The sequence below is a fragment of the Gordonia lacunae genome (assembly GCF_002149015.1).
GTDB lineage: Bacteria > Actinomycetota > Actinomycetes > Mycobacteriales > Mycobacteriaceae > Gordonia > Gordonia lacunae.
The window spans coordinates 22,647-45,872 of record NZ_NGFO01000019.1; the positions used below are offsets into that span (position 1 = coordinate 22,647).

Consider the following 23,226-nt stretch of genomic DNA (forward strand, 5'->3'; position numbering starts at 1 on the left):
GTTCAACTTGCTCGTCCGTCAAGGAGAAACCCAATGATCGACACCGACCACATCATCCTCGAGAAGGACGGTCCCGTCGCCCGCGTGTGGCTGAACCGCCCGCACAAGAAGAACGCCGTCACCCCCGAGCTGCTGCACCGTCTCGACGAGATCATCGTCGAGGTCGACAACGACCCCGACCTGCTCGTACTCGTCCTGCGCGGCAAGGGAAACCAGTTCTGCTCCGGATTCGACCTCGACATCCTGCTCAGCGACTTCGTCGGCACCACCAACGCCATGGACGTCGCCGTGCTCTCGGCCAAGGTGTGCGACCGCCTGTACTCGATGAACACCCCGTCGGTCGCGGTCCTCGAGGACTACGTCACCGCCGGCGGCTTCGAGCTGATGATCTCGTGCGACTTCGCCATCGCCGCCGACGACGCCCGGATCGGCGACTTCCACATCCGCCGTGCGCTGTTCGGCGGCGCCGGTCCGATCTACCGCCTCCCCCGCATGATCGGCATCCGTAAGACCAAGGAGCTCATGCTGACCGGCAAGCTGCTGTCGGGCAAAGAGGCGACCGACTGGAACCTGATCAACGCCTCGGCGCCGGCTGCCGAGCTCGACCAGCTCGAGGCCGACTTCATCGCGCCTCTCATCGACAAGAGCCCGTTCGCGATGAAGCTCACCAAGATGACCATCGACCGTGGTCTCGACGCCGACATCCAGTCGCTCATGGTCATGGAGCACCTCGCGGTCGGCAACGCGCTGCAGTCCGAGGACGCCAAGGAAGGCGTCAACGCATTCCTTAACAAGCGCGAGCCCAAGTGGGTCGGTCGCTGACCGGTTCGGCCGACTGATTTCTCGAGACGGAGTGGATGGGAGGGACATGACGGAGAACGATCGCGTCCTCATGGGTTCCGAGTGCAGTACCTGCGGCACAGTCGGTTTCCCGGCCACCGCGCACTGCGCGCGGTGCGCGACCGCGACGGCGACGCCCCGGGCACTGAGTACCCAGGGCACGGTGTGGACCTACACGGTCCAGCGGTTCGCGCCGAAGTCGCCTCCGTATGTCCCCCCACCCGACGGTTTCTCGCCCTTCGCGATGGGTTACGTCGAACTGCCCGAGGGCATTCGCGTCGCGGGCATCCTCGACTGTGAGACCTTCGACGGCCTCATGGGTGCCCCTGCCGTGCTCATCGCCACCGAACCCGTACCGCGTTTCGCGGTCCATCCGGACGAACCGGCCGGCGCAGCCATTCCAGGAGAGGTGCCCCGTTGAACGACGTGAACATCATCGGCGCCGGGCTGTCGAAGTTCGGACGCCAGCCCGGGACGAGCGGCCGGCAGATGGCCGTCACCGCCATCGGAGCCGCCCTCGACGACGCCGGGATCTCCTGGCCCGACGTCCAGGTCGCCTTCGGCGGCAGCGACGGAGCCGGACTGGCCGACACCCTCGTCGCCGAACTCGGCTTCACCGGTATCCCCTTCACCAACGTCAAGAACGGCTGTGCCACCGGCGGTAGCGCACTGGTGTCGGCCGTGAACGCGATCCGGTCCGGCGCGGCCGACATCGCCCTGGCGGTCGGCTTCGACAAGCACCCACGCGGAGCGTTCGACCCGATACCCGCGGAATGGGGCCTCGACGACGGTTACGGCGACGCGGGCCTGATGGTCACCACGCAGTTCTTCGGCTCGAAGATCGCGCGCTACATGGGCGTACACGGCATCACCCCGCCCACGCTGGCGAAGGTCGCCGAAAAGGCCTACCGCAACGGCGCACTCAACCCCAACGCGTGGCGGCGGGAGCCGATGACCGCCGACGAGATCGCCGGGGCCGCGATGGTCAACGATCCACTCACCCGATACATGTTCTGCTCCCCGGGCGAGGGAGGCGCGGCGGTCGTCGTCGCGAGCGCCGAGGCCACCCGCCGCCTGGGCGCCCGTGGCGTACAGGTCCGCGCGATCAGCCATCGGACACGACGATTCGGATCGTTCGAGGTCTTCAGCCCGGCCGTGCAGGGCACCGGTGAACCGGTCAGCGTCACCGCCGACGCCGCCACCGCCGCCTTCGAACAGGCCGGCATCGCCCCTGGCGACGTCGATGTCGCGCAGCTCCAGGACACCGAGAGCGGTGCCGAGATCATGCACATGGCCGAGTGCGGCTTCTGCGAACACGGCGCCCAAGAGCAGTGGATCGCCGAGGGGCGCACCGAGATCGGGGGCGTCTTCCCGGTGAACACCGATGGCGGTTGCATCGCCAACGGTGAGCCGATCGGCGCATCGGGCCTGCGCCAGATCCACGAGATCGTCACCCAGTTGCGCGGCGACGGCGGCGACCGCCAGGTCCCCGGGGCACCGAAGGTGGGTTTCACCCACGTGTACGGCGCGCCCGGGATCAGTGCGTGCACCGTCCTCACCGTCTGAACACCCAGCACTCGCGATCGGATCGAGATGACCACCTCCCTCCCCGACCTGGCCACCTTCACCGCCGAGGCCCGGGCATGGCTGCACACCATGGCCTCGCCGGCCGCCGACGCACGCTGGGGCACGGGCAGCGACTCCGTCGCGGTGTTCGAGAACTGGACCGCGGCGGAGGAACGAGCACACACCGACGCGGTCGCCGAGTACGAGAAGGCGAAGTTCGATGCCGGGTGGGGCGCACTGACGTGGCCCACTGAATTCGGCGGCCGGAACCTGCCGGTGGCCTTCGAGCTCGCCTTCCGCGGCATCGAGGAGGAGTTCGACGTCCCGCGTCGGACCGAGATGTTCTCGGTCACCCAACAACTCGTCGCACCCACGATCGCGCAGTGGGGAACTCCCGACCAGCAGGACCGTTACGTCCGGGCGATGCTCCGCACGGATCTGATAGCGTGCCAGCTCTTCTCCGAGACCGAGGCCGGTTCGGACCTGGCGGCGGTCCGCACCCGCGCGGTCGCACGCGACGGCGCCTGGGTTCTGAACGGACACAAGGTCTGGACCTCCGGAGCATGCGTCGCCGACTACGGGGTGGCCGTCTGCCGCAGCGATCCCGATGCGCCGAAACACCAAGGGCTCACGGTCTTCCTCGTCCCCATGAACGCAGCGGGGGTGACCGTGCGACCGATCCGGCAGATGACCGGGGGCAGCTCCTTCAACGAGGTGTACCTCGAGGACGTCCGGCTCTCCGACGATCACCGCCTCGGTCCGGTGGGGGCGGGCTGGTCCGTCGCGCTCACGGTGCTGGCCGCCGAGCGGCTCGACGGCGCCGGTCTCGGTCTGGCCAATGCCGATCGCGCCGTCGAACTGGCCCGTCACCTCGACCGTTCGCTGACGGAGGTCGAGGCGGACCGGGTTGCCGACCTGGTGACCCGTGGGTTCGTCCAGCGCATCGCGGGGATGCGCGTCGCACAGACGATGATGAGCGGCGCAGACCCGGGCCCGGAGGCATCGATGGGCAAGCTGCTCGCCACCGACACCATGGCGCGCACCTCCGAGGTGGTCCGGCTGCTGCTCGGCTCCCGACTCGTCGCCGATCACGGCGCGTGGGGGCGATACGCCTGGACCGAACACGTACTCGGCGCACCGGGATATCGCATCGCCGGCGGCACCGACGAGATCCAACACAACATCATCGCCGAGCGAGTGCTCGGACTCCCGAAGGAACCGCGACTGTGACGCTCTACTCGACAACCTCTCTGGAACAGCGGGTCTCGACCCGGCTCCGGGCGGCGCACGACCTGACCGTGACGTCGTTCGCGACGCTGCCCGGCGGGCATTCCGGCCTCACCTACCGGGTGGCGACCGACGGCGGGGACTTCGTCGTCAAAGCGGTCCCGGAGGGGCAGCGGTCGATCGGCCGTCACGACATGATGCGACAGGCCGCGATCCTCTCGGCACTCGCCGACACCGACGTGCCGGTGCCGAGGGTCCTCGCGATCGACCCCGAGGAGCCGGCCTGGTTCGCCATGGAACTGGTGGCCGGCGAGTCACTGGAACCGGTTCTCGACGACCCGCCGGTGCTCCCCGATCTCGCTGCCGCCCGGATGCTGCGGGCAGCGGAGATCCTGCCCCGGCTGCACGCCGTGGACCACCGACGCATCCCCGACTCCGGCGCGGTCCTCTCTCCCACAGACGAACTCGAGCGCTGGGCCCGTACGCTGCGCGCGGTGCCGGCCGAGCTGGTGGACGGCGGCGAGAATCTGCTCGCCCTGCTGACCCGGCGCATCCCGGAGGCGATCGATCCGGTTCTGGTCCACGGCGATTATCGCCTGGGCAACATCATCGCGGCCGGCGCCGAGCCGGCCGCTCTCATCGACTGGGAGATCTGGAGCATCGGAGATCCCCGCGTCGAACTCGGGTGGTTCCTCGTCTTCGCCGACGGGACCAACTTCCCGGGTGTGGGACGCGAGGTCGCCGGCCTCCCCTCCGCCGGCGACCTCGTGACCGCCTATGAGTCCTCGGGACCGGAACTACCCGAACTCACCTGGTTCGACGCCCTGGGCCGCCTCAAGATGGCGGCGATCATGGGCCACAACCTCCGACGGCATCGCGAGGGGCGCCATCACGACCCGGACCAGGAGAAGCTGCCGGACACCATCGCCCGCCTCATCGAGGCCGGCACCGACCTGATGGCCCAGAACCGATGAGGAGACGAGACGTGCTGTCGCGCAGACAGTGACGTCGAGATCCTGACCGCGACGCCCCGCCGTCCCCGACCACCCAGCCTGGAGGCCTCACCGTGGACTTCTCCTACTCCGACCGAACCCGCGAGCTCGCCGCACAGCTCGAGGAGTTCATGACCGATCACGTCTATCCCGCCGAACGGGTCTACGACGAGCAGATCGCCGAGAACGACAACCCGCACGAACAACCACAGATCATGCGCGATCTGCAGAAGCTGGCCCGTGACCGCGGCCTGTGGAATCTGTTCATGACCCACGACGGACTCGGCGCCGGGCTGACGAACCTCGAATACGCGCCGCTCGCGGAGATCGTCGGCCGGTCCATCATCGGCAACGAGGCCATCAACTGCTCCGCCCCCGACACCGGCAACATGGAGATCCTGGCCATGTACGGCACCGAGGCGCAGAAGCGGCAATGGCTGGAGCCGTTGCTGGACTGCTCGATCCGCTCGGCCTTCGCGATGACCGAGCCCGCCGTCGCGTCGTCGGACGCCACCAACATCACCTCCACGATCACCCGCGACGGTGACGAGTACGTGCTCAACGGCCGGAAGTGGTACACCTCAGGTGTTCTCGACCCGGATTGCAAGCTCATCATCTTCATGGGCAAGTCCGATCCCGCCGGTCCGACGTACCGACAGCAGAGCATGATCCTGGTTCCGTTCGACACCCCGGGCATCGAGGTGATCCGCGACCTGCCGATGTTCGGCTTCACCGACCGCCTCGGTCACGGCGAGGTCCAGTTCACCGATGTGCGGGTCCCTGCCGAGAACATGCTCGGCGCGGAGGGCGACGGGTTCGCCATCGCCCAGGGGCGTCTCGGACCGGGCCGTATGCACTACGCCATGCGTGCGGTCGGAATGGCCGAACGGGCACTCGACATGATGTGCAAGCGCTCGCTGGAACGCCATGCCTTCGGTGGGCCGCTCGCCCACCGGGGCGTCGTCCGGGAATGGATCGCGCGCAGCCGGATCGAGATCGATCAGATCCGGTTGCAGGTCTTGTACTCGTCGTGGCTGATGGACACCCAGGGCAACGCCGCCGCCCGGTCCGAGGTCGCCGCGATCAAGGTGTCGGCGATGGAGGTCGCGCACCGGGTCGTCGATCGCGCCGTGCAGACCTTCGGCGCTGCCGGGGTCAGCAACGACACCGTCCTCGCCCGTCTCCACGCGATCACGCGTGCCCTGCAGATCGCCGACGGCCCCAACGAGGTCCATCTGCGCACCATCGCCCGACTGGAGGTCAAGAAGCACTCATGAGTACCGATCTCACCGGCAAGGTCGCGCTCGTCACCGGCGCGAGTCGCGGGCTCGGACTGGCGATCGCCCGCGGCCTCAAAGAGGCCGGGGCGACCGTGATCGTGTCCAGCCGCAAGCCCGACGCCTGCGCCGAGGCCGTCGCCGCTCTCGAGGACGTCCCCGGACAGGCGTACCCTCTCGCGTTGCATGTCGGCCGTTGGGACGAGCTCGAACCGGCGGTCGACGGCATCATCGACCGCCACGGCAGCCTCGACATCCTCGTCAACAACGCCGGCATCGCGCCCCTCGCCGATGATCTGATGTCCGTCTCGGAGTCTCTGTGGGACAAGACCATCGAGGTCAACGTCAAAGGTCCGTTCCGGCTCATGGCCGTGGCGGGCGACCGGATGCGCGCCGCCGGCGGCGGATCGATCGTCAACATCTCGAGCATCGGCGCCGTTCGTCCCAGTCCGGCGGAGGCGATGTACGCCGCGGCGAAGAACGGCCTCAATGCGCTGACGCAGGCGTTCGCCCAGGAGTACGCGCCGACCGTCCGCGTCAACTGCGTGATGCCGGGCAGTTTCGCCACCGACATGGCCGAGAACTGGGACGACGAGTTCATCGGCCTCGTCACCGACCGGCTCCCGGCCGGACGGCTGGGCCGGCCGGCGGAGATCGCCGGACTCGTCACCCATCTCGCGGGTGACGACGCCGGTTACACCACCGGCGCGCTCATCCCGGTCGACGGCGGCCGCACCGCGGTCTACTGAGGAGGCGACAGTGACAACCACCACCACCGAACACCCGCTGTCGGAGCTTTTCGGACTCACGGGCCGCACCGCGATCGTGACCGGCGCGTCGTCGGGCCTCGGCCTGGGCTTCGCCACGACGCTGGCCTCGGCCGGCGCAACCGTTGTCGCGGCCGCGCGCCGCCTCGACCGGCTCGAGCAACTCGCGGAGAAGTACCCGGCGATCGTTCCCGTCCGGTGCGACGTCACCGACGACGCGAGCCGCCGCCACCTCGTCGACGAGGCGTTCCGCGTCACCGGCCGGGTCGACGTCCTGGTCAACAACGCCGGGATGGCCGGGCCGCCCGACGCCGAACAGGAGACACACGAGGGTTTCTCGGCGATCCTCGACCTGAACCTGCTGGCCGGTTTCCACCTGTCGACCTACCTCGCCGGCCGGGTCGCCGACGGCGCCGGCGCGTCGATCATCAACATCGCCTCGGTCATCGGATTGGTGTCGACCGCCCCGATCGGTGGTGCCTCGTACGCCGCATCCAAGGCCGGAACGCTGGGAATGACACGCGAACTGGCGGGCCAATGGGGCCGGCGCGGCATCCGCGTCAACGCCGTCGTACCCGGCTGGTTCGACACCGAGATGACCGATGGTCTGTTCACCAACGACAAGTCGGCCGGATGGGTGCGGCGCAACACGATGCTGGGGCGCGGCGGACGCGACGGTGAGGTCGACGGCGCAGTCCTGTTCCTGGCATCCGATGCCGCGTCCTATGTCACCGGGCAGACCCTGGTCGTCGACGGCGGATGGACCGCGCGGTGAACGCTGCCCGCATCGGTCCGGATCCGGTCATCCGCCGAGGAGTTACGTTGGAGATGTTCGGAGATGAGGTGGGATGAAGACACTGGCAACAGAACTGATCGGCCGGGCCGCCACGGCGCCGGACCAGGTCGCGGTCATCGACCGGTTCGGGGAGCACCGGCTCGGCGACGTCGTCGACTGCGCCCGGTCGATCGCCGATGCACTCGCGGCACATGATGCGGCCGCCCCCACCGTGATCGTCCAGGCGGACAACACGTGGCACACCCTGGCCGGTGCGATCGGTGTCGGCCTGCGCGGCGGACTCGTCGCCGTGCTGAGTCCGCACGCGACGGCATCGGAGTTCGATCTCGCGGTCGAGGACATCGCGCCCGACGCCGTCCTCGCCGACGACGACGTACTCGCGCACTGGGGCGCCGACGACGGACGTTTCAGCCGGCGGCTGTCCAGCGGGGCGTCGCGCACGGTACTCGCGCGGCCGGAGTTCGGGCCCATCGACCGCTGGTCGGGCGGGACCGCCATCGCGATGACCTCAGGTTCCACCGGACGACCGAAATGCGTTGTGCAGTCCGAGGACGCGATCCGGTACGCGGCACAGAGCACCATCGACGCCGTCGGCCTGCGAGCCGGTGACGCGATCGGGGCGTTCGTACCGTTGTCCTCGGTCGCCGCGTTCTGCTTCGGCATGTACCTCCCGGCGTTCCTCGGCGGCACGATGGTCTGTATCGACCGGTGGACTCCGTCCGGCGCGCTGGCCGCGATGCGTGACCACGACGTCGCCTGGACGATGCTCGTGCCGACCATGGCGCTGCAGTTGTCCATCGCCGACGGTTCCGATGTGCCACTGACCGCGTTGCGGGCCATGACCGTCGGCGGTGGACCCATGAACGTCCGCGCACTCTCCGAAGCCGAGCAGACGCTGGGCACCACGTTCCTCCGCGTGTTCGGGATGTCGGAGTGCCTCGGCCACACGACCCCTCTGCCCACCGATCCGCCCGAACGCCGGCTCGGCAAGGACGGCAAGCCTTTTCCCGGCACCGTGGTCCGCGCTGTCGACGCCTCGGGCGCCACCTTGCCCGCCGGGCAGATCGGTGATGCGCAGGTTCGGGGGCCGTCGTTGTTCGTCGGTTACGCCCGCGAGGGCAAGCCGCACCCGCCCGAGCTGACCCAGGACGGATTCCTGCCGACGGGGGATCTCGTCGAGGTCTCCGACGACGGTTTCATCCAGGTCATGGGACGGCAGAAACAGATCATCATCCGCGGCGGACGCAACATCGACATCAACGAGGTCGAGAGCGCCATTGCGAGCATCCCGGGTGTGGTGCAGGTCTGCGTCGTCCCCGTGCCCGACGACATGCTCGGCGAACGCGCCGCGGCGCTCGTCGTCGCCGGCGGGGCCGAGATGACGCTGGCATCGGTCACCGACCAGCTCGACCGGTCCGGTTTCCCGAAGTTCAAGTGGCCCGAGTACGTGTTCGCCGTCGAGGACCTCCCGCAGAATCGCGTCGGGAAGCTCTCGCGGCCCGACGCCATCGCGCTGGCCACCCGGCTCGCCGGCCAATCCGTGTGAAACCCGAAGAGGAGCACCCATGTTCAACCTGATGGTCCTGGCCTCGCGTCCCAGCGACTGGACCCACGACCAGTTCATCGAGTGGTGGCGCGGCGAGCATGCCGACGTCACCTATCCGCTGCCGGGTCTGCTCCGGTGGCAGCACACCGAGATCGTCGAGGGCATCGACGAGAAATCCTCGGGCTGGGACGGTCTGTCGGTGCTCAGCTTCTCGTCGCGAGAAGCACTCGACGCCGCGCTCGCGAGTCCGGAATGGAAGGCAGCGGTCGCCCACGTCGGCACCATGCGCGGGCGCCGGATGATCTGGTACGGCGACGAGATGACCATGGTGCCGCTGACCGAACCGACGCCGTGACCGTCGGGAGTTCCCCGACGACGTGGCTCGAGCCGGGCTGTCACCCCGTCGTCGACGGTGTCCACCGAATTCCGCTGACCCTTCCGCAGGACGGCCTGCGGGCAGTCAATGTCTATGTGCTCGAGACCGATTCGGGAATCGCGCTCATCGACGGCGGATGGCACCGGCCGGACACCCACCGAGAACTCACCGAGGCCCTGGCGACCATCGGGCACACCCCGGCCGACATCCACGACGTCTTCGTGACCCACATCCACCGTGACCACTACACGTTCGCGGTCGAGCTTCGGCGGCGATACGGATGTCGAGTCCACCTGGGTGCGGCCGAAGCCCCCGGCCTGGCCGAGATCGCCCGCGTCGACAGCAACGTCCCGGAATCGTCACTGCGAGAGGTGCGGCGTGCCGGGGCGCGCGAGTTGGCCGACACGGTTTACGCGCTGACGATCGCCGAGCCCTTCTCGATCGACGACTGGGAGCACCCCGACGGTTGGCTCGAGCCCGGTCTCCTCCCCCTTCCCGGACGACGTATCGAAGCGGTCCACACCCCGGGTCACACCAAGGGCCACATCGTCTTCCACGATCACGATCACCGGTTGTCCTTCACCGGTGATCACATCCTGCCGACGATCACGCCGTCGATCGGGTTCGAGCTCGGCGAGTGGGAGATGCCCCTCGCGAAGTTCCTCCGGTCCCTCGAACTGCTCGTCGACGATCGTGGCCACACCATCGCGCCCGCCCATGGCGCCGTCGGCGGCCAGATCGGCGCACGCGCAGAAGCCCTCCTCGCTCATCATGAGCACCGGTTCTCCCAGATCGTCGATCTGCTCACCGGCCGAGAACGACCACTGTCGGGACATGCGGTGGCACAGGGGTTGCCGTGGACCCGCCACAATCGCTCCCTCCACGCCCTCGACACGTTCAATCAGCTGATCGCCGTGTGCGAGACGATGGCGCACCTCGATGTGCTGGTGGGTCGCGCCGATGTACGCGTCGATGCGCGCGACGGGGTGGAGTACTTCAGCGTCGCCGGCTCACACCGCAGCGGGAGCCCGACCCCACACTGACCGGACTCGACGTCCGGACGCCACAGCTCACCGTAGGAGAACGCAGGAGATCATGGCCAACCGACAGTTGTGTCTGGCACGCCGGCCGGAGGGCGCGCTGCGCGCCGACGACTTCGAGATCATCGAGACACCGGTGCGCACGCTCGCCGATGGCGAGGTCCTGGTCCGCAACACCTGGCTGTCCATCGACCCGTCGCTACGCATCCGGCTGGAAGCCCGGACTCCGGACGGGTATCTCCCGCCGTTGGCCATCGGCGAGCCGCTGGCGGGTCTCGCCCTCGGCGAGGTCGTCGAGTCCCGGTCCCCCGATTTCACAGTGGGCGAGCTGGTCTCGCACACACAGGGGTATCGCGACCTCGCGATCCTCGGCGGCGACGCCGCCACCCTCGGCGGCTACGGCGCCCCCACCCGGATCGAGCCGAACGGCTTCCCCGACCGCTGGTTCCTGGGCCCCCTCGGCAGTTCCGGCCTCACCGCATACGTCGGGGTGACCGTGATCCTCGACGTGGACGCCGAGGACACGGTCTGGGTGTCCGCGGCCGCGGGGGCGGTGGGCAGCCTGGTCGCGCAGCTGGCCCGTCAGCGCGGTGCCACCGTCATCGGCTCGGCGGGCAGCCCGCCGAAGGTGGAGCATCTGCTCTCCCACCTCGGTCTCGACGCGGCGTTCGACCATCGCGCGCAGCCCCTGGCCGAGTCACTCGCCGAGTCTGCGCCGGCGGGCATCACCGCCTACTTCGACAGCGTCGGTGGCGGCCATCTGACCGCCGCACTCGACGCGATGCGGACCGGCGGCCGGATCGCCGTGTGCGGCGCCATCTCCGGTTACGACGCCGGGGCCCCGGTTCCCGGCCCCCACAACCTGTTCCAACTGGTGGCCAAGAGCATTCGCATGGAGGGATACCGGGCCGGTTCGTTCAACCACCTCACCCCGGCGATGCAGGAGGAACTCGGCGATCATCTGTCCGCCGGAAGGATACGGTTCGACGAGAGGGTCTTCGACGGCCTCACCGCCGCGCCGGAAGCCATGATCGCGATGCTGCACGGCGATCACCTCGGCAAGACCCTCGTGACGCTCGACGAGAGGAACTGATCATGCGCGCCGTTCAGCTCGTGGAGTGGGGAAAGCCGCCGGAAATCCGGCACATCGACGACCCCGAACCCACCGGCGCCGAATTGGTCCTGCGCGTCGACGCGGCGGGACTGTGCCTGTCGGACATCCACGTGATGGACACCGCCGCCGGCATTTTCGACTACCCGCTCCCACTGACCCTCGGCCACGAGGCCGCCGGCACGGTCGTCGGGGTCGGGCCGTCGGCGGACGCGTCCTGGCTCGGCAGGCGCGTGGTGGTGCACGGCATCTGGGCGTGCCGGCAATGCCGCAATTGTGTTCGCGGACGCGAGAACTACTGTCTGCGTCTGGCGCGGATCCCGGGCGAACCCCTGCCGCGTATCGGGAACGGCCTGGGTCACCATGGTGGACTCGCCGAGAAGCTGCTCGTGCCGTCGGATGAGGTCCTCGTCCCGACCGGCGACCTCGACCCGGGGCTCGCCGCTCCCCTCGCCGACGCCGGGTTGACGGCCTTCCACGCCATCCGGATGAACCTGGACGTTGTGGACGAGTCGACCGTCGCGGTCGTGATCGGCGTCGGCGGACTCGGCCACATGGCCGTGCAGATCCTTGCGGCACTGGGCGTCTCCACGGTGATAGCCGTCGATCAGCGTCCGGACGCACGCGACCTCGCGTCGGCGCTGGGTTGCATCTCCGCACACCCGTCGGTCGACGAGGCCCATTCGGTTGCACGCGGTCTCGGCGGCGCCGACATCGTCATCGACTTCGCCGGTGCACCGTCGACGGTGGAGACCTCGCTGGGACTTCTCGGTCCCGGCGGGCGCCTGGTGGTGGTCGGGACCGCAGGTGGCCGTGTGCTCGTCGGCAAAGACCTCGGGCTCGCCCAGGGATGGCAGGTGGGTGCACCGTTCTGGGGCACGAGGTCGGACCTGACGGCGGTCGTCGAGCTCGCCGCCGCCGGCCGGATGTCCGCGGAGACGGTCGAATTCACGCTCGAGGATGTGCCGAGGGCCTACGAACTGCTACGGCGCGGCGAGGTCGCCGGCCGGGCCGTGGTCCGTCCGAACGGATGACCACTCGGGGAGTATGCGGCTCGCGACTCCCCGCCCGTGACGGCTAGGCCGAAGCAGCGGTGTCGGCCGCGGCGAGACCGTAGACCAGCGCCGTCGCCAATCCGCCACCGTAGGCGCGGTACCAGAGACCCCCGGTGTCCGACCCGGCGGCCAGCAGTCCGGGAATCGGGTCGCCGGATTCGGATGTCACGCGGGCCTTCTCGTCGGTCCGGAGGCCGACGAACGGGAAGGTGACCGCGGGAACGGTCTCGATGACGTAGTAGGGCGGCTCGTCCAGCGGCATCGGGTCCAGGGCACGCGGGACCGGCGGAGAGCCGTCGCGCACCCTCGCGTTGTACGACTCGATCTCGGCGGCGATGACCGCGCCGTCATAGCCCCATTCCTCCGGGAGGTACTGCAGTTCGTCGAGGGATTCCGCGACCCCGACGCGGCCACCTCGTTTGCTCGCCAGCGCGAACTTGTCGGGAGCGATCGCACCTTCGACATACGCCGTCGTCATCCAGTCGCGGTGGACTCGCGCGTCGCCGATCAGCAGACCGCGCGCCTCCGGTTGCGCGAGCAACTCCATCGTCGTCAGGTGGTCGGCGAGCGACTCGTCGGTGAAGCGCTTGTTCTCGAGATTGAACAGCAGTGCGTGTTCGCTGTAGTAGAGGGCGAGTTGGACGTAATCCCCATCGGTGAAGGAGATCTCGCTGGGGATGAGGTGGCCGTAGAAGCCCGCCCCGGCAGGGCCGAGAGCGGCACCGGCCGCGGTCGCGAGACGATGCCCGCCACCCCGGCTGTGCGGGTTCGATCGGAGGGCGATCCCCCGTGCCGACGGATGGAGATGGCGCGCGCGGAGTTCGGGGTCGGCCTGGAACCCACCGGTGGCGATGAGCGTGTGCCTCGCCCGGATCTCGCGGGTCGACTCACCCGCGGGCCGGACGACGGCACCGACGACCGCGCCCGCCGACATCGACAACTCCTCGGTGTCCGTGCCCAGCAGGATCTCGCCACCGTGATCCGCCACCGTCTTCCGGCACAGGTCGACATACTGGTTGGTGTCGAACCGATGGCCGCGGCCGTAACTCAGAATCCGCTGCGCGGGACCGACATCGGCACCGAACTCACGTAGCCAGTGGACGGCGGGACCGAAGCCGTCGACCAATCGCCGGCGCAACACCGGGTCACCATCCGGGTTCTGCTCGGCCATCACCTCGTGGTCGGGCATCGTCCACACGTAACCCGCGTACCGGGCGGACCCGCCCACATCGTCGGCGACGTCGACCAGGCACACCGACAGGCCCTGGGTCGCAGCCCTGGCCGCCGCGGTGCAACCGGCCATGCCCGCGCCGATCACGAGAAGGTCGACGCCGTTGTCTGTCATGTCTTCTCCTCGCTCGGAAACCGTTCGCGGCTTCTGCCCATGTCCGCCCCTTGACTCGGCGCGTACCCAGAACCTTAACTGAGTTCACTTCACTATGTTGTCGAAAGGGGTGGATCGTGTCCGACGGCAAGGTCGCGCCGGGACTCCCCCTCGACGGGGTCCGTCACTCTCACCGTCCGACATTCCTCGTTCTCGCGGTGGCCGTTTCGTCGATGGCGATGCTGCAGTCGGTGGTGATTCCGGTGCTACCCGCACTTCAGCAGGAGTTGGGCACCGACTCGGTCGGCATCACGTGGGTCCTCACCTCGTTCCTGCTGTCGGCATCGGTGTGCACCCCGATCATCGGACGGTGCGGGGACCTGTTCGGCCGCAAGAGAGTGTTCGTCTGGTGCCTCGTGGTCCTCGCGCTCAGCACTGTGATGGCGGCATTCGCCACCACACTCGCGGTCATGATCGTCTCGCGCGTGCTCCAGGGAGTCGCCGGTGGTCTGTTGCCCGCCGCGTTCGGCATCGTGCGCGACGTCTTCCCTCCGGCGCGGGTGGCAGGTGCGATCGGGTCGATAGCCGCACTGATCGCGGTCGGTTTCGGGATGGGGATCGTCGTCGCGGGGCCCATCGAGTCGACGTTCGGCGTCAGGTGGCTGTTCGGCCTGCCGTTTGTGGTGATCACGCTGGCGGCGGTCTGTGCGGCGATGGTGGTCGCACCGGACGCCACACGCTCGTCGGGCGCGCGGGTGAACTGGCCCGCCGCGGTCGTTCTCGCAGGCTGGCTCCTCACGCTGCTGATCGCCATCAGCCGGGCGCCCACGAGCGGGTGGGCGTCGTGGCCGTTCGCCGGGCTGATCGCCGTGGCGATTCTGCTCTTCGGACTGTGGCTCGCCGTCGAACTCCGAAGCACGCTGCCCCTCATCGATGTCCGGATCATGCGGGAGCCGACCGTGTGGGCGGGCAACCTGTCGTCCTTCCTCCTCGGGGTCGGGATGTTCGCCGCGTTCACCGCGTTACCGCAGTTCCTCCAGTCCCCGGAGACGGACGGGTTCGGTGTCGGCGCGTCGAGCACGGTCGCCGGCCTGATGATCATGCCCATCTCGGCCGGGATGTTCGTGCTGGGACTGTTCGCCGGTCGCCTGACCCGACGATTCGGCGCCCGGCTCCTCCTGATCGTCGGCTCCCTCGTCGCATCTGTCGGCTACCTGGCCCTCGCGGCCGCACACACCACGGCCGGCCTGATCTATGTCTGGTGCACGATCGTCGGTGTCGGCCTGGGACTGGCCTTCTCCGCGGTCTCCAACCTGGTGATCGCCGCTGTCCCGCCGGACCAGACGGGTGCCGTCAGTGGGATGAACGTCAACATCCGAACAGTCGGCGGCGCGGTGGGTGCCGCGCTCATGGCCAGCCTGGTCACCGTCGGCGGTGACGCCCCCGGCGCACCGTCGGACGTCGGATACACGCTCGGGTTCGTCATGATCGGCGTCGCAGTCGCCCTGTCCGCAGCGGCTGCGGCGGTCGCCCCTTCTCGGTGAGGAGCGGGTCGGGCGGCCCGTCTGCCGCTATGCTGAGCCGACGCCGGAGATGGGACTCGGATCGGATGAACGACGCCTCGGAAGCGCGGGACCGCCCCCGCTACACTCGCGACGAACTGGTCGCCGAACTCGGACTGTCCGCTGATTTCGCCGAGAAGGCCTGGAATGCATTCGGTTTCGTGCGTCAGCCGTCCTCGGACAAGGTTTTCACCGATCGGGATCTCGCCGCCCTGCGCATGTTCGCATCCTCCTCGTCGGCGATGCCGGAGACCAGCCAGATCGCGATGGCCCGGGCCATCGGACAGACGATGTCCCGGCTCGCGGAGTGGGAAGCCGACCTGCTGCGTGACATCGTCGACGACCCCGCGGTGCCGTGGGACTTCGACCAGATGAGTGTTGCGCTCGGCCAGATCCAGCAACTCATCTGGCGTCGGCACATGGCGCAGGCGATCGAGCGTCACACCGATCACTCCGACGACGAGGAGATCGACCTGATCGTCGGCTTCGCCGACATCGTCGGCTACACAAGCCTTTCCCGGCGCATCGATCTGAATGACCTGGAGTCCTTGCTCGGTTCATTCGAGGACGACACCTTCGACGTGGTCGTTGATCATGGTGGGCGGGTCATCAAGACCCTCGGCGACGCGGTGATGTTCACCTTCGACGACGCCCCCGCCGCCGCGAGTGCCGCGCTCGAGATCCATCAGCTCTCCACGGACGACAGTCTTCCGCCGTTGCGGGTCGGCATGGCGCGCGGTTCCGTCCTCGCCCGACTCGGAGACGTCTTCGGCGAGCCGGTGAACATCGCCTCGCGCCTCGCCGGATCCGCCCGTCCCGGAACCACACTCATCGACGACGCGATCGCCGACCAGCTCGGCGGTGACGACCGCTTCTACCTCAAATCGATACCGACACTACGCGTCCGGGGATACAAGCACCTCAAGGCCCGCGTGCTGGAAGCCCACCGCGACGGGCCGCTCGGGGACTGAGGCATAGTCACCGTCCTACGTACACCGCTCGAGCGCAGCGTGACTCGACGCGCCCGGCATCGCTCAACCGCCGCCGTTCTCGGTGGTGGATCGGGGTCCGCGTCGGCCTGCACGTCGCAGCAGGTAGCGTCGTTCCGTCTCGTTGTCGGTGAGTTCCGCCGCTGCGCGGAAGTACTCATCGGCCCTCGCGTGGTCGCCGAGCCGGTCCAGCAGGTGCGCACGGACAGCGTGGGCGCGTTGCGCGACCAGAGGATTGTTGGTCAACCCGTGATCACGGTCGAGCTGCTCGAGCACGGCGAGGCCGCGGCGGGGCCCGAAGGCCTGCGCGACGGCGACCGCGCGGCTCAGGCGGACCGGTGCGGTGGGTTGTAGACGCTCAAGCCACAGGTAGAGGGCGGCGATCTGCGGCCAGTCGGTGTCCTCCGCCCTCGCGGCCTGCACGTGGGTGGCGGCGATGGCGGCCTGGAGTTGGTACGGTCCGACGTGCTCCCGAGCCCACGCCGATTCGATCAGCGACAGTCCCTCGGCAATGAGCCGGTCATCCCACCTGGTGCGATCCTGTTCGTCCATAGGAACGAGATCGTGCTCACGGTCGGTGCGGGCGGGGTGCCGTGCATCGATCAGCAGCATGAGCGCCAGCAGGCCCGAGACCTCGACCTCATCGGGGAGCAGCTTGTGGAGCATCCGTGTCAGCCGCATCGCCTCGGCGGTGAGGTCGGTGCGGGTGAGCCGGGCGCCGGCGGTCGCGGTGTAGCCCTCGTTGAAGATCAGATAGAGGACCTGCATCGCCGCCGCGGTTCGACCCGCGCGGTCTTCGTCGTCGCGGATCTCGAAGCGTGCGCCGACTTTCTTGAGGGTCTGCTTGGCGCGGCTGATCCGGGTCCCCATCGTGGTCTCGGTGGTGCCGTAGGCGCGGGCGATTTCGCCGGTGGACAGGCCTCCAACAGCACGCAACGTGAGTGCAACCCGAGAGACCTCGCTCAGGGCGGGGTGGCAGCACAGCAGCAGCAGGTGCAGGCTGTCGTCGTGATCGAGGACTGCGGGCCCGGGCTGGGCTGGGTCGATCAGCACCGGATCGGCGTAGGCGGCATCCACCTCACGTCGACGTGAGGCCTGTTCCGAGCGCAGAAGGTCAATCATCTTGCGGTACCCGACGCGGATCAGCCAGCTGCGCGGATCGTCGGGCACCCCCGTAGTGGGCCACTCGCGGGTGGCGGCGATGAGCGCTTCCTGAACGGCGTCTTCGGCGAGTTCGAATCGGCCAAATCGTCGCACCAGCGCACCGAGGGCGTGCGGTGTCTCGCTCCGTAGGACCTGCTCGAAACGCCGGGTTTCGGCCCTCACGGTGGCGGCGGCGGGAGGGTGCATCAGGCGAAGTCGTCGCCCATGATCGGTCGGATCTCCATCGGCTCGCCGAGAGCGTCGACCATGCGGGCGACGATGTCTCGGGCGCGTTCGAGGCCGGAGACATCGATGATGGCGAAGCTCGCTAGCACCTCCTTCAACTCGGCGAAGGGTCCGTCCGTGGCGACGATGCCCGCATCGGACTTCTGCACGACTGTTGAGACGGCCGGATGCCCCAATCCCTCGCTCAACACGAACTCACCAGTCGCGCGAAGCTCGGCTTCGAACCTCTGATAGGCGGCGAAAGCGTCAAGCGCTTCCTGACTGGGCGTATCGGCGGTAGTAGCGTCCCAGGACTCGGCGGGAGTGTAACTGAGCAATAGAAACTTCATCGTGCACTAATCCTCTCGGATTTCGAGTTCGGCTTTCAAGGTAGACGTAGTCGCGAGGCCGCGGCCGAGGCGCAGCGCGGTCACGGTGACCCACGAGAACGCTATAAGTCCGGTGACGGCGATCTGGATGCTCCCGTCGGTAGGCGACACCGGCAGCAGCAGTATCAGCGCGACGGCCCCGTTGCCGATGGAGGCCCACACCCGCTTGCGGCGGACCGCGCGGATGAGCAGGGTGATGCACGCGCCCGCGAGGGCGAGGAACGAGACCGCGGCCGCGGATGAGTGCACGATCGAGTGCCAGGACATCGCCACGGCGCCTGCTGGCGCGCCGGCCGGAAAGCCGTTCTGCGGGTCCATCGGGAAGAGTCCGGCAATCGCGAATGCGGCACCAAATGTGCCGATGAAGACCGGGGCGAGCCGCCACCGAGCACCCTCCGTGATGATGCGATGGTGCGCCACAGCAAGGGCGGCGGCGCCACATCCGGCCACGACGAACGTGACCTGCTGGACCCAACCGGCCTCGCCGGTGGCGAGCTGACTGAGGGGATGGGCACGTATGTCGAACCCCTCCCGGGCGAGCGCCTGAACGAGGGATGAGACGTAGAAAAACGGGCCCGCGAGTGCCGCGACGATCAGCAACCGGCGGGTCCGTGAGCGAAACGTGGCAGCGTTGAGTGTCGGCGCTGCCTGCATCGTGTGGTGGGTGAACATGATTTCCTCCTGGTTCTGGACGCGTCGTCGCCCCGGTGCGGGCGACGCACACAGACACCACGGAACCGAACCTGCGTTTTCGACATTCGAGCAGACGATTACAAAACGAACTTCTTCGCTGATCTACCGAATCCCGTGTCGAGAACCCCACCGTCGCTCCGAGGTATCGGTGGGAGCGACCAACACGGTGGTCGCACTGATCAGATCAGGAGCACATCATGACCGACCACACGAACACCCAGCCGGTTGACGCGGGCGACTCCGGACAGGGCGGACTGTTTCAGCCCAGTGACCACTTGCGTGCGCTCGACCGACTGGTCGGGACCTGGGTGGTGACCGGCGGCGCCGAAGGCACAGTGCGGTATGAGTGGATGCCCGGCGGGCACTTCCTCATCCAGCACGTCAATCTGGAACAGTACGGGGAGACCGTCACCGGGTTCGAGGTCATCGGACATCTGCACCCGTTCGGCGAGCCCGTCGGCGAGGAGATCTCCTCACGCTTCTACGACTCGCTGGGCAACACCTTCGACTACGTCTACGAACTCGACGGAGACATCCTCACGATCTGGGCCGGAGCTCAGGGCAGCCCTGCGTACTTTCGCGGCACCTTCATCGATGGCGACCGTGAGATGACCGGCGATTGGGTGTACCCGGGCGGCGGTGGCTATACGAGCACGATGACCAGGCAGTAGCCGGCCGCCGCGACGGAGCCGTATTGTTTGAGTTCCTGACCGCGACGATCAGCGTCACGGTCTGAAGGCCGGCGTCACGTGGGGTCGACCACGCTACACCAGAGGTGGTGTTGCCGCGTTTATCGGAACTTCGATCACCGTGGGGCCGGGTCGATCCCACGCTTCCGCGAGTGCGCAGCGCACCTGCGCAGCTGTTGAGGCCACGAGGCCCGTAGCGCCATACCCTTGCGCCAGTAGGTGTGGTTTCAAGCCGGGCAGGTCGAGACCCGGAACGCCAGGATTCTTCTGAAAAGTGGCGAACGCTTCGAGGATTCCATACTCGTGATTGTTGGGCACGATCACGACGAGCGGTAGCTATTGGCGGACGGCGGTGTAGAGAGCTTGGGAAGAGAACTGCAGTGCACCGTCCCCGATGACGGCGACGACCGGACGGTTTCGGCCCATGTCACGTTCGGGCAAACGCCACACCCACCGCAGCGGGTAGATCCCAGCCGAGGGCACCGCTGGCCATCGCGTAACAGCTGTCCGGCAGAGTGAGTTCCCATTCGGAGTGGAGGTCAGCGATATTCGACGGCGGCTCCTGGACGACGATTGTGTCGTCTGGCGAGGCGGAGCGCAGCACACGGAAGAGCTGTCGCGGAGTGGGTGTCTCATCGTCCGTCGGATCAGCCGGTTGTGCCTCGGCTGACGGGTGCGGCGCTAGCCGATGCTTTTGAAGGTCGAATCGTGAGTTCCGAGCGAGTGGCAACTGCCGTGCGAAGACGGGCTGTCAGTGTGAGCATCGGCGGTCAGCACCGCCTGGACGCCGATGTCGTTGCCAGACCAATCACTTTGAGCCCTCGAGGTCGTCGCGGCGATCCGCTTGCCGTGATGCGCGGAATTCGATGGGGCTCAGTCCGGTCTCGGCTCGCAATCTGGCACGCAGGGTGTTTGCGGAGATGAACCCGGATTGGCGCGCGATGTCGTCGAGGGACAATTCTGTTGTGCAGGCGAGCAATTCCATTGCCTGAGCCAGACGCCGACGTTTGAGGAGCTGGGCCGGCGAGTTCTGGGCTTGGGCGAAGTGTCGGTAGAGATGGCGTCGGCTGATGTGCAACATCGACGCGATGGCGTCGGCGGAGAACATCGGATCACGATAGTGCTGTTCGATGAGCTCGATTGCGGCTTCGCGAACGCCGGGGCTTTCCCGATGCGGCCGGCGTTCGTCATAGCTGTGCAGGCCGATTGCTTCCCGGATCGTCCTGATCGCTGACAGTTCCATGTCAGGGGTCACGTCACGGCCCAGCACCGCCGCATCACAGGCGAAGCGACGCACGAATTGTGCAGTCGACCGGGATACGAGCGAGTCGGCAGCTATCGGCAGTTCAGGAGTGCGCCCGATGTCGGTTCCCAGCCCGAGCAGTCGCTTGGGGATGAGCAACATTGCCGAGTCGGCCACCGAGTCGACGACATTGACGAACGGGCTGTCGAGCGCGAGGACTACGAGTTGTCCCTCGGTATAGGTCATCTTTCGGCCATACTGCGCAATTCGTAGACTGCCCTCGAGTACGTGCGACGCCACGATCACCAGTTCCATTGGATGGGAACGTATCTTGGCAGCAGTGAGTTCGGTGCGCCGCGGGGTATGCAACTCGCAGTGCGCCATCATCATCGACAGTTCTCGGTGATAGGTCAGGGATTCGTAGGCTTCGGGGCGCTCTGCGGTGACCGAGCTGAAAGCCGCCGAGTAGGCGGCCAGACCGGCTCGACCGACAAACCGTGTGGGTGGTGTTAGATCACTGGGATTGTTCACCCCCCATCGGGCGAACCAGTCGTTGATCACGCGCTGGTCGAGGCCTTCGGAGCCCGCGCCGCGCTTTGGTGTGCGGATCACTCGCGGCCGCCGGTCGGCGCTGCGTGGTTGATCTTGCGAAATTGATTCGGTGTCATGCCGAACTGTGCGCGGAAGTGGTTGCGAAGCACTGCACCTGAGGTGAATCCCGATGCTTCGGCAACCCGGTCAATGCTGATGGTGGAGGAAGATTCGAGTAACGTCTTGGCCCTGTCGAGTCGTCGTCGAGCGATCATGGCGGCTGGAGATTCGGCGACGTCGGCGAACATCCGGTACAACTGTCGGCGACTGAGGTGGAGTTCGCGGGCGACGGTGTCGGTGGTGAATGCAGGATCCCGATAGTTCTGTTCGATCAACGCCCGAGTGGCGTCTTGGATGGCGTGTGCACTGTTTGTTGATGACCGACTCGTGTTGTCCGAGAGGGTAAGCGCGCATTTGATGACGTCGATGACGGCGAGTTCTGCTTCGGGCTCCGTGTCGGCGCCGCGGACAGCGACTTCCTGGGCGAAGTTGCGCAGGAATGCAGCGGCGGACCGCGCCAGAGGGCTCTCCGCGACGAATGGCTCGATCCCTTGGACGCCGTCGGTGAGCAGGGCGGTCGGGATTCGCACGCCCACTGGGTCGCTCATAGCCAAAGTCGTGTGGGTGAATTCGGTGGAGGTGTCGAGGACACCGAGGAAGTCGTTTCCTCGGTAAGTTGTCGACTTGTCACCGTTGATGATCGTGCCGGACGCCGGCAACGATTGCGTCCACACGAAGGTGTGATGAGTTCCCCTCACTGCATTTTCTGTGTCGTTGCGGACAGCCACATATGGACGCCGCAGGGCCGCAAACGCCAAGATCAACGAGAGTGACCGTGAGAACATGATTTCGGCGAAATCCTCGACACCGTGCAGACCGGACAGCTCCAGGGCCGGCCGATAATGGGCAGCGCCTGCCTGCCCTGCTCGATAGACATGGTAGGTGGGTCGCTGGCCGACTGGGGCGAAAGCACCGATACGTGCGTACCATCGCTCGACGTCGATGTCTGAGAACAACGATGAGATGGCGTCAGGTGGCGGAGAGGGGGTCATGGTGTACGTCGAGTCCAGACCGGCGCGACGATCAACGAGGCTGTCATGAAACACAGGGCGCCGATGAACGTGCCGGTGTTGGCGAGAGTGTTGTCGACACTGTTGCCGTCGGCCAGGACGTACGCGCCGACTGCGGATACGGCGAACGCCACGCAGCCGATCCAGTTGATCTGCGTTGACCACCAGTCGACGCTGCCCGGATTCCACCAGCGGTCGGTGCGGGTGTACGCGATGACCGCGGCAAGGCCGCTGATGAGGAAAGCCACCGAGCCGGCTGCGTCGGGAAACCACACGAAGTGGTCTTCAGCGCCCGCGTTGTGGGCCAGCAGCGCTGAGGACGTGCTCACATTGAACATCACGGTGCCCGCTGACTGTGTCGAAGCTGCTAGCCACTCGGCGCGCACCATCGTGCCCGAGCCGTAGCCGACCGAGACGGTGGCGGCACCGCAGCGTAGCAGTTGGATCAGTCCCGCGGCGGTGAAGAACCAGGCGCCCATGAAGTAGCAGAGGTTCGCGGTCGACGCGCCTGCCCAGGTACCGAAACCGGGTGCAGATCCCAGCGCGAACAGGGCCGAGCCGATGACGAAGCCCCAGCACTGTTTGTTCAGTGTCGGTGTCAAAAGCGTAGTGCGCCACTGTTGTGGCTCGGCTGCGATGCTCATGTGTTGTGCGTCCTCACCTTGGGGGCAAGCCTCGTGCACGTTGTCGTGCCGGGACAGTTTCGCTGTCCCGG

General features: G+C 67.3%; 24 protein-coding genes. 16 read left to right on the top strand and 8 right to left on the bottom strand.

Annotation, left to right across the window (positions count from 1 at the left end; genetic code table 11):
- Positions 1-33 precede the first annotated feature (33 nt).
- The 13 genes from CA982_RS16380 to CA982_RS16440 all read left to right on the top strand — a co-directional run bounded on the left by CA982_RS16380 (position 34) and on the right by CA982_RS16440 (position 12,572).
- Positions 34-822, top strand: coding sequence for an enoyl-CoA hydratase/isomerase family protein (locus tag CA982_RS16380; protein WP_064570468.1), 789 nt, complete (start codon positions 34-36; stop codon positions 820-822).
- Positions 823-868: 46 nt separating this feature from the next.
- Entirely contained in the window at positions 869-1,261 is a 393-nt protein-coding gene (locus tag CA982_RS16385) for a Zn-ribbon domain-containing OB-fold protein (protein WP_086536333.1), read from the top strand.
- Positions 1,258-2,406 (top strand): thiolase family protein, encoded by a 1,149-nt coding sequence (locus tag CA982_RS16390; protein ID WP_086536334.1) that lies wholly within the window; start codon positions 1,258-1,260, stop codon positions 2,404-2,406. The genes CA982_RS16385 and CA982_RS16390 overlap by 4 nt, the downstream gene beginning before the upstream one ends.
- A gap of 27 nt (positions 2,407-2,433) precedes the next feature.
- Complete coding sequence (locus CA982_RS16395) at positions 2,434-3,636, top strand: acyl-CoA dehydrogenase family protein (RefSeq protein ID WP_086536335.1); 1,203 nt, start codon at positions 2,434-2,436, stop codon at positions 3,634-3,636.
- On the top strand, positions 3,633-4,607 hold the full coding sequence (locus CA982_RS16400) for a phosphotransferase family protein (protein WP_086536336.1): 975 nt from the start codon (positions 3,633-3,635) through the stop codon (positions 4,605-4,607). Before CA982_RS16395 ends, CA982_RS16400 begins: the two co-directional genes overlap by 4 nt.
- A 92-nt stretch (positions 4,608-4,699) precedes the next feature.
- Entirely contained in the window at positions 4,700-5,902 is a 1,203-nt protein-coding gene (locus CA982_RS16405; protein ID WP_086536337.1) for an acyl-CoA dehydrogenase family protein, read from the top strand.
- Positions 5,899-6,651, top strand: a complete 753-nt coding sequence (locus tag CA982_RS16410; RefSeq protein ID WP_086536338.1) for an SDR family NAD(P)-dependent oxidoreductase — start codon at positions 5,899-5,901, stop codon at positions 6,649-6,651. Before CA982_RS16405 ends, CA982_RS16410 begins: the two co-directional genes overlap by 4 nt.
- A gap of 10 nt (positions 6,652-6,661) precedes the next feature.
- The gene (locus CA982_RS16415) at positions 6,662-7,444 is read left to right on the top strand and encodes an SDR family NAD(P)-dependent oxidoreductase (RefSeq protein ID WP_086536339.1); all 783 of its coding nucleotides are present in this window, start codon (positions 6,662-6,664) and stop codon (positions 7,442-7,444) included.
- A 73-nt stretch (positions 7,445-7,517) separates the two neighbouring features.
- Positions 7,518-9,011, top strand: a complete 1,494-nt coding sequence (locus CA982_RS16420; RefSeq protein WP_086536340.1) for a class I adenylate-forming enzyme family protein — start codon at positions 7,518-7,520, stop codon at positions 9,009-9,011.
- A 19-nt stretch (positions 9,012-9,030) separates the two neighbouring features.
- On the top strand, positions 9,031-9,366 hold the full coding sequence (locus tag CA982_RS16425) for an EthD family reductase (protein ID WP_086536341.1): 336 nt from the start codon (positions 9,031-9,033) through the stop codon (positions 9,364-9,366).
- On the top strand, positions 9,363-10,430 hold the full coding sequence (locus CA982_RS16430) for an MBL fold metallo-hydrolase (protein ID WP_244176321.1): 1,068 nt from the start codon (positions 9,363-9,365) through the stop codon (positions 10,428-10,430). The genes CA982_RS16425 and CA982_RS16430 overlap by 4 nt, the downstream gene beginning before the upstream one ends.
- 52 nt (positions 10,431-10,482) lie before the next feature.
- Positions 10,483-11,520, top strand: coding sequence for an NADP-dependent oxidoreductase (locus tag CA982_RS16435; RefSeq protein WP_086536342.1), 1,038 nt, complete (start codon positions 10,483-10,485; stop codon positions 11,518-11,520).
- 2 nt (positions 11,521-11,522) lie between these two features.
- On the top strand, positions 11,523-12,572 hold the full coding sequence (locus CA982_RS16440; RefSeq protein ID WP_086536343.1) for an alcohol dehydrogenase catalytic domain-containing protein: 1,050 nt from the start codon (positions 11,523-11,525) through the stop codon (positions 12,570-12,572).
- 43 nt (positions 12,573-12,615) lie between these two features.
- Here the strand turns inward: CA982_RS16440 and CA982_RS16445 are convergent, their stop codons facing one another.
- The gene (locus CA982_RS16445; RefSeq protein WP_086536344.1) at positions 12,616-13,938 is read right to left on the bottom strand and encodes an FAD-dependent oxidoreductase; all 1,323 of its coding nucleotides are present in this window, start codon (positions 13,936-13,938) and stop codon (positions 12,616-12,618) included.
- A gap of 116 nt (positions 13,939-14,054) precedes the next feature.
- Here CA982_RS16445 and CA982_RS16450 point away from each other — a divergent pair, with 116 nt between their 5' ends.
- On the top strand, positions 14,055-15,461 hold the full coding sequence (locus CA982_RS16450; RefSeq protein ID WP_086536345.1) for an MFS transporter: 1,407 nt from the start codon (positions 14,055-14,057) through the stop codon (positions 15,459-15,461).
- A gap of 65 nt (positions 15,462-15,526) precedes the next feature.
- Positions 15,527-16,450: an adenylate/guanylate cyclase domain-containing protein gene (locus tag CA982_RS16455; RefSeq protein ID WP_086536346.1), complete on the top strand. Its 924-nt coding sequence runs from the start codon at positions 15,527-15,529 to the stop codon at positions 16,448-16,450.
- 63 nt (positions 16,451-16,513) lie between these two features.
- On the opposite strand, the gene CA982_RS16460 is transcribed toward CA982_RS16455, so the two are convergent.
- The 3 genes from CA982_RS16460 to CA982_RS16470 are packed head-to-tail and all read right to left on the bottom strand — an operon-like array spanning position 16,514 to position 18,897.
- On the bottom strand, positions 16,514-17,818 hold the full coding sequence (locus CA982_RS16460; RefSeq protein WP_086536347.1) for an RNA polymerase sigma factor: 1,305 nt from the start codon (positions 17,816-17,818) through the stop codon (positions 16,514-16,516).
- Entirely contained in the window at positions 17,818-18,186 is a 369-nt protein-coding gene (locus CA982_RS16465; protein ID WP_086536348.1) for a YciI family protein, read from the bottom strand. The genes CA982_RS16460 and CA982_RS16465 overlap by 1 nt, the downstream gene beginning before the upstream one ends.
- Before the next feature lie 6 nt (positions 18,187-18,192).
- A complete protein-coding gene (locus CA982_RS16470; RefSeq protein ID WP_086536349.1) occupies positions 18,193-18,897 on the bottom strand; it encodes a DUF998 domain-containing protein in 705 nt (234 codons plus the stop codon).
- Between the two features lie 218 nt (positions 18,898-19,115).
- Between CA982_RS16470 and CA982_RS16475 the strand changes: the two genes are divergently transcribed.
- Positions 19,116-19,589, top strand: coding sequence for a hypothetical protein (locus CA982_RS16475; protein ID WP_086536350.1), 474 nt, complete (start codon positions 19,116-19,118; stop codon positions 19,587-19,589).
- A gap of 93 nt (positions 19,590-19,682) precedes the next feature.
- Here CA982_RS16475 and CA982_RS26730 read toward each other — a convergent pair whose 3' ends face one another.
- The 4 genes from CA982_RS26730 to CA982_RS16495 all read right to left on the bottom strand — a co-directional run bounded on the left by CA982_RS26730 (position 19,683) and on the right by CA982_RS16495 (position 23,155).
- A complete protein-coding gene (locus CA982_RS26730; protein ID WP_208617968.1) occupies positions 19,683-19,931 on the bottom strand; it encodes a thiamine pyrophosphate-dependent enzyme in 249 nt (82 codons plus the stop codon).
- Positions 19,932-20,415: 484 nt separating this feature from the next.
- A complete protein-coding gene (locus CA982_RS16485; protein WP_144066043.1) occupies positions 20,416-21,411 on the bottom strand; it encodes an AraC family transcriptional regulator in 996 nt (331 codons plus the stop codon).
- 47 nt (positions 21,412-21,458) lie between these two features.
- A complete protein-coding gene (locus tag CA982_RS16490; protein ID WP_158097815.1) occupies positions 21,459-22,457 on the bottom strand; it encodes a helix-turn-helix domain-containing protein in 999 nt (332 codons plus the stop codon).
- Positions 22,458-22,489: 32 nt separating this feature from the next.
- Entirely contained in the window at positions 22,490-23,155 is a 666-nt protein-coding gene (locus CA982_RS16495; protein ID WP_086536353.1) for a hypothetical protein, read from the bottom strand.
- Positions 23,156-23,226: the final 71 nt, after the last annotated feature.

Excerpts from the sequence above, each read along its gene's own strand:
- CA982_RS16380 (WP_064570468.1), top strand. The coding sequence starts at position 34 with ATGATCGACACCGACCACATCATCCTCGAGAAGGACGGTCCCGTCGCC.
- CA982_RS16385 (WP_086536333.1), top strand. The coding sequence starts at position 869 with ATGACGGAGAACGATCGCGTCCTCATGGGTTCCGAGTGCAGTACCTGC.
- CA982_RS16395 (WP_086536335.1), top strand. The coding sequence starts at position 2,434 with ATGACCACCTCCCTCCCCGACCTGGCCACCTTCACCGCCGAGGCCCGG.
- CA982_RS16410 (WP_086536338.1), top strand. The coding sequence starts at position 5,899 with ATGAGTACCGATCTCACCGGCAAGGTCGCGCTCGTCACCGGCGCGAGT.
- CA982_RS16420 (WP_086536340.1), top strand. The coding sequence starts at position 7,518 with ATGAAGACACTGGCAACAGAACTGATCGGCCGGGCCGCCACGGCGCCG.
- CA982_RS16425 (WP_086536341.1), top strand. The coding sequence starts at position 9,031 with ATGTTCAACCTGATGGTCCTGGCCTCGCGTCCCAGCGACTGGACCCAC.
- CA982_RS16435 (WP_086536342.1), top strand. The coding sequence starts at position 10,483 with ATGGCCAACCGACAGTTGTGTCTGGCACGCCGGCCGGAGGGCGCGCTG.
- CA982_RS16440 (WP_086536343.1), top strand. The coding sequence starts at position 11,523 with ATGCGCGCCGTTCAGCTCGTGGAGTGGGGAAAGCCGCCGGAAATCCGG.
- CA982_RS16445 (WP_086536344.1), bottom strand. The coding sequence starts at position 13,938 with ATGACAGACAACGGCGTCGACCTTCTCGTGATCGGCGCGGGCATGGCC.
- CA982_RS16455 (WP_086536346.1), top strand. The coding sequence starts at position 15,527 with ATGAACGACGCCTCGGAAGCGCGGGACCGCCCCCGCTACACTCGCGAC.
- CA982_RS16460 (WP_086536347.1), bottom strand. The coding sequence starts at position 17,818 with ATGCACCCTCCCGCCGCCGCCACCGTGAGGGCCGAAACCCGGCGTTTC.
- CA982_RS16465 (WP_086536348.1), bottom strand. The coding sequence starts at position 18,186 with ATGAAGTTTCTATTGCTCAGTTACACTCCCGCCGAGTCCTGGGACGCT.
- CA982_RS16470 (WP_086536349.1), bottom strand. The coding sequence starts at position 18,897 with ATGTTCACCCACCACACGATGCAGGCAGCGCCGACACTCAACGCTGCC.
- CA982_RS16475 (WP_086536350.1), top strand. The coding sequence starts at position 19,116 with ATGACCGACCACACGAACACCCAGCCGGTTGACGCGGGCGACTCCGGA.
- CA982_RS16495 (WP_086536353.1), bottom strand. The coding sequence starts at position 23,155 with ATGAGCATCGCAGCCGAGCCACAACAGTGGCGCACTACGCTTTTGACA.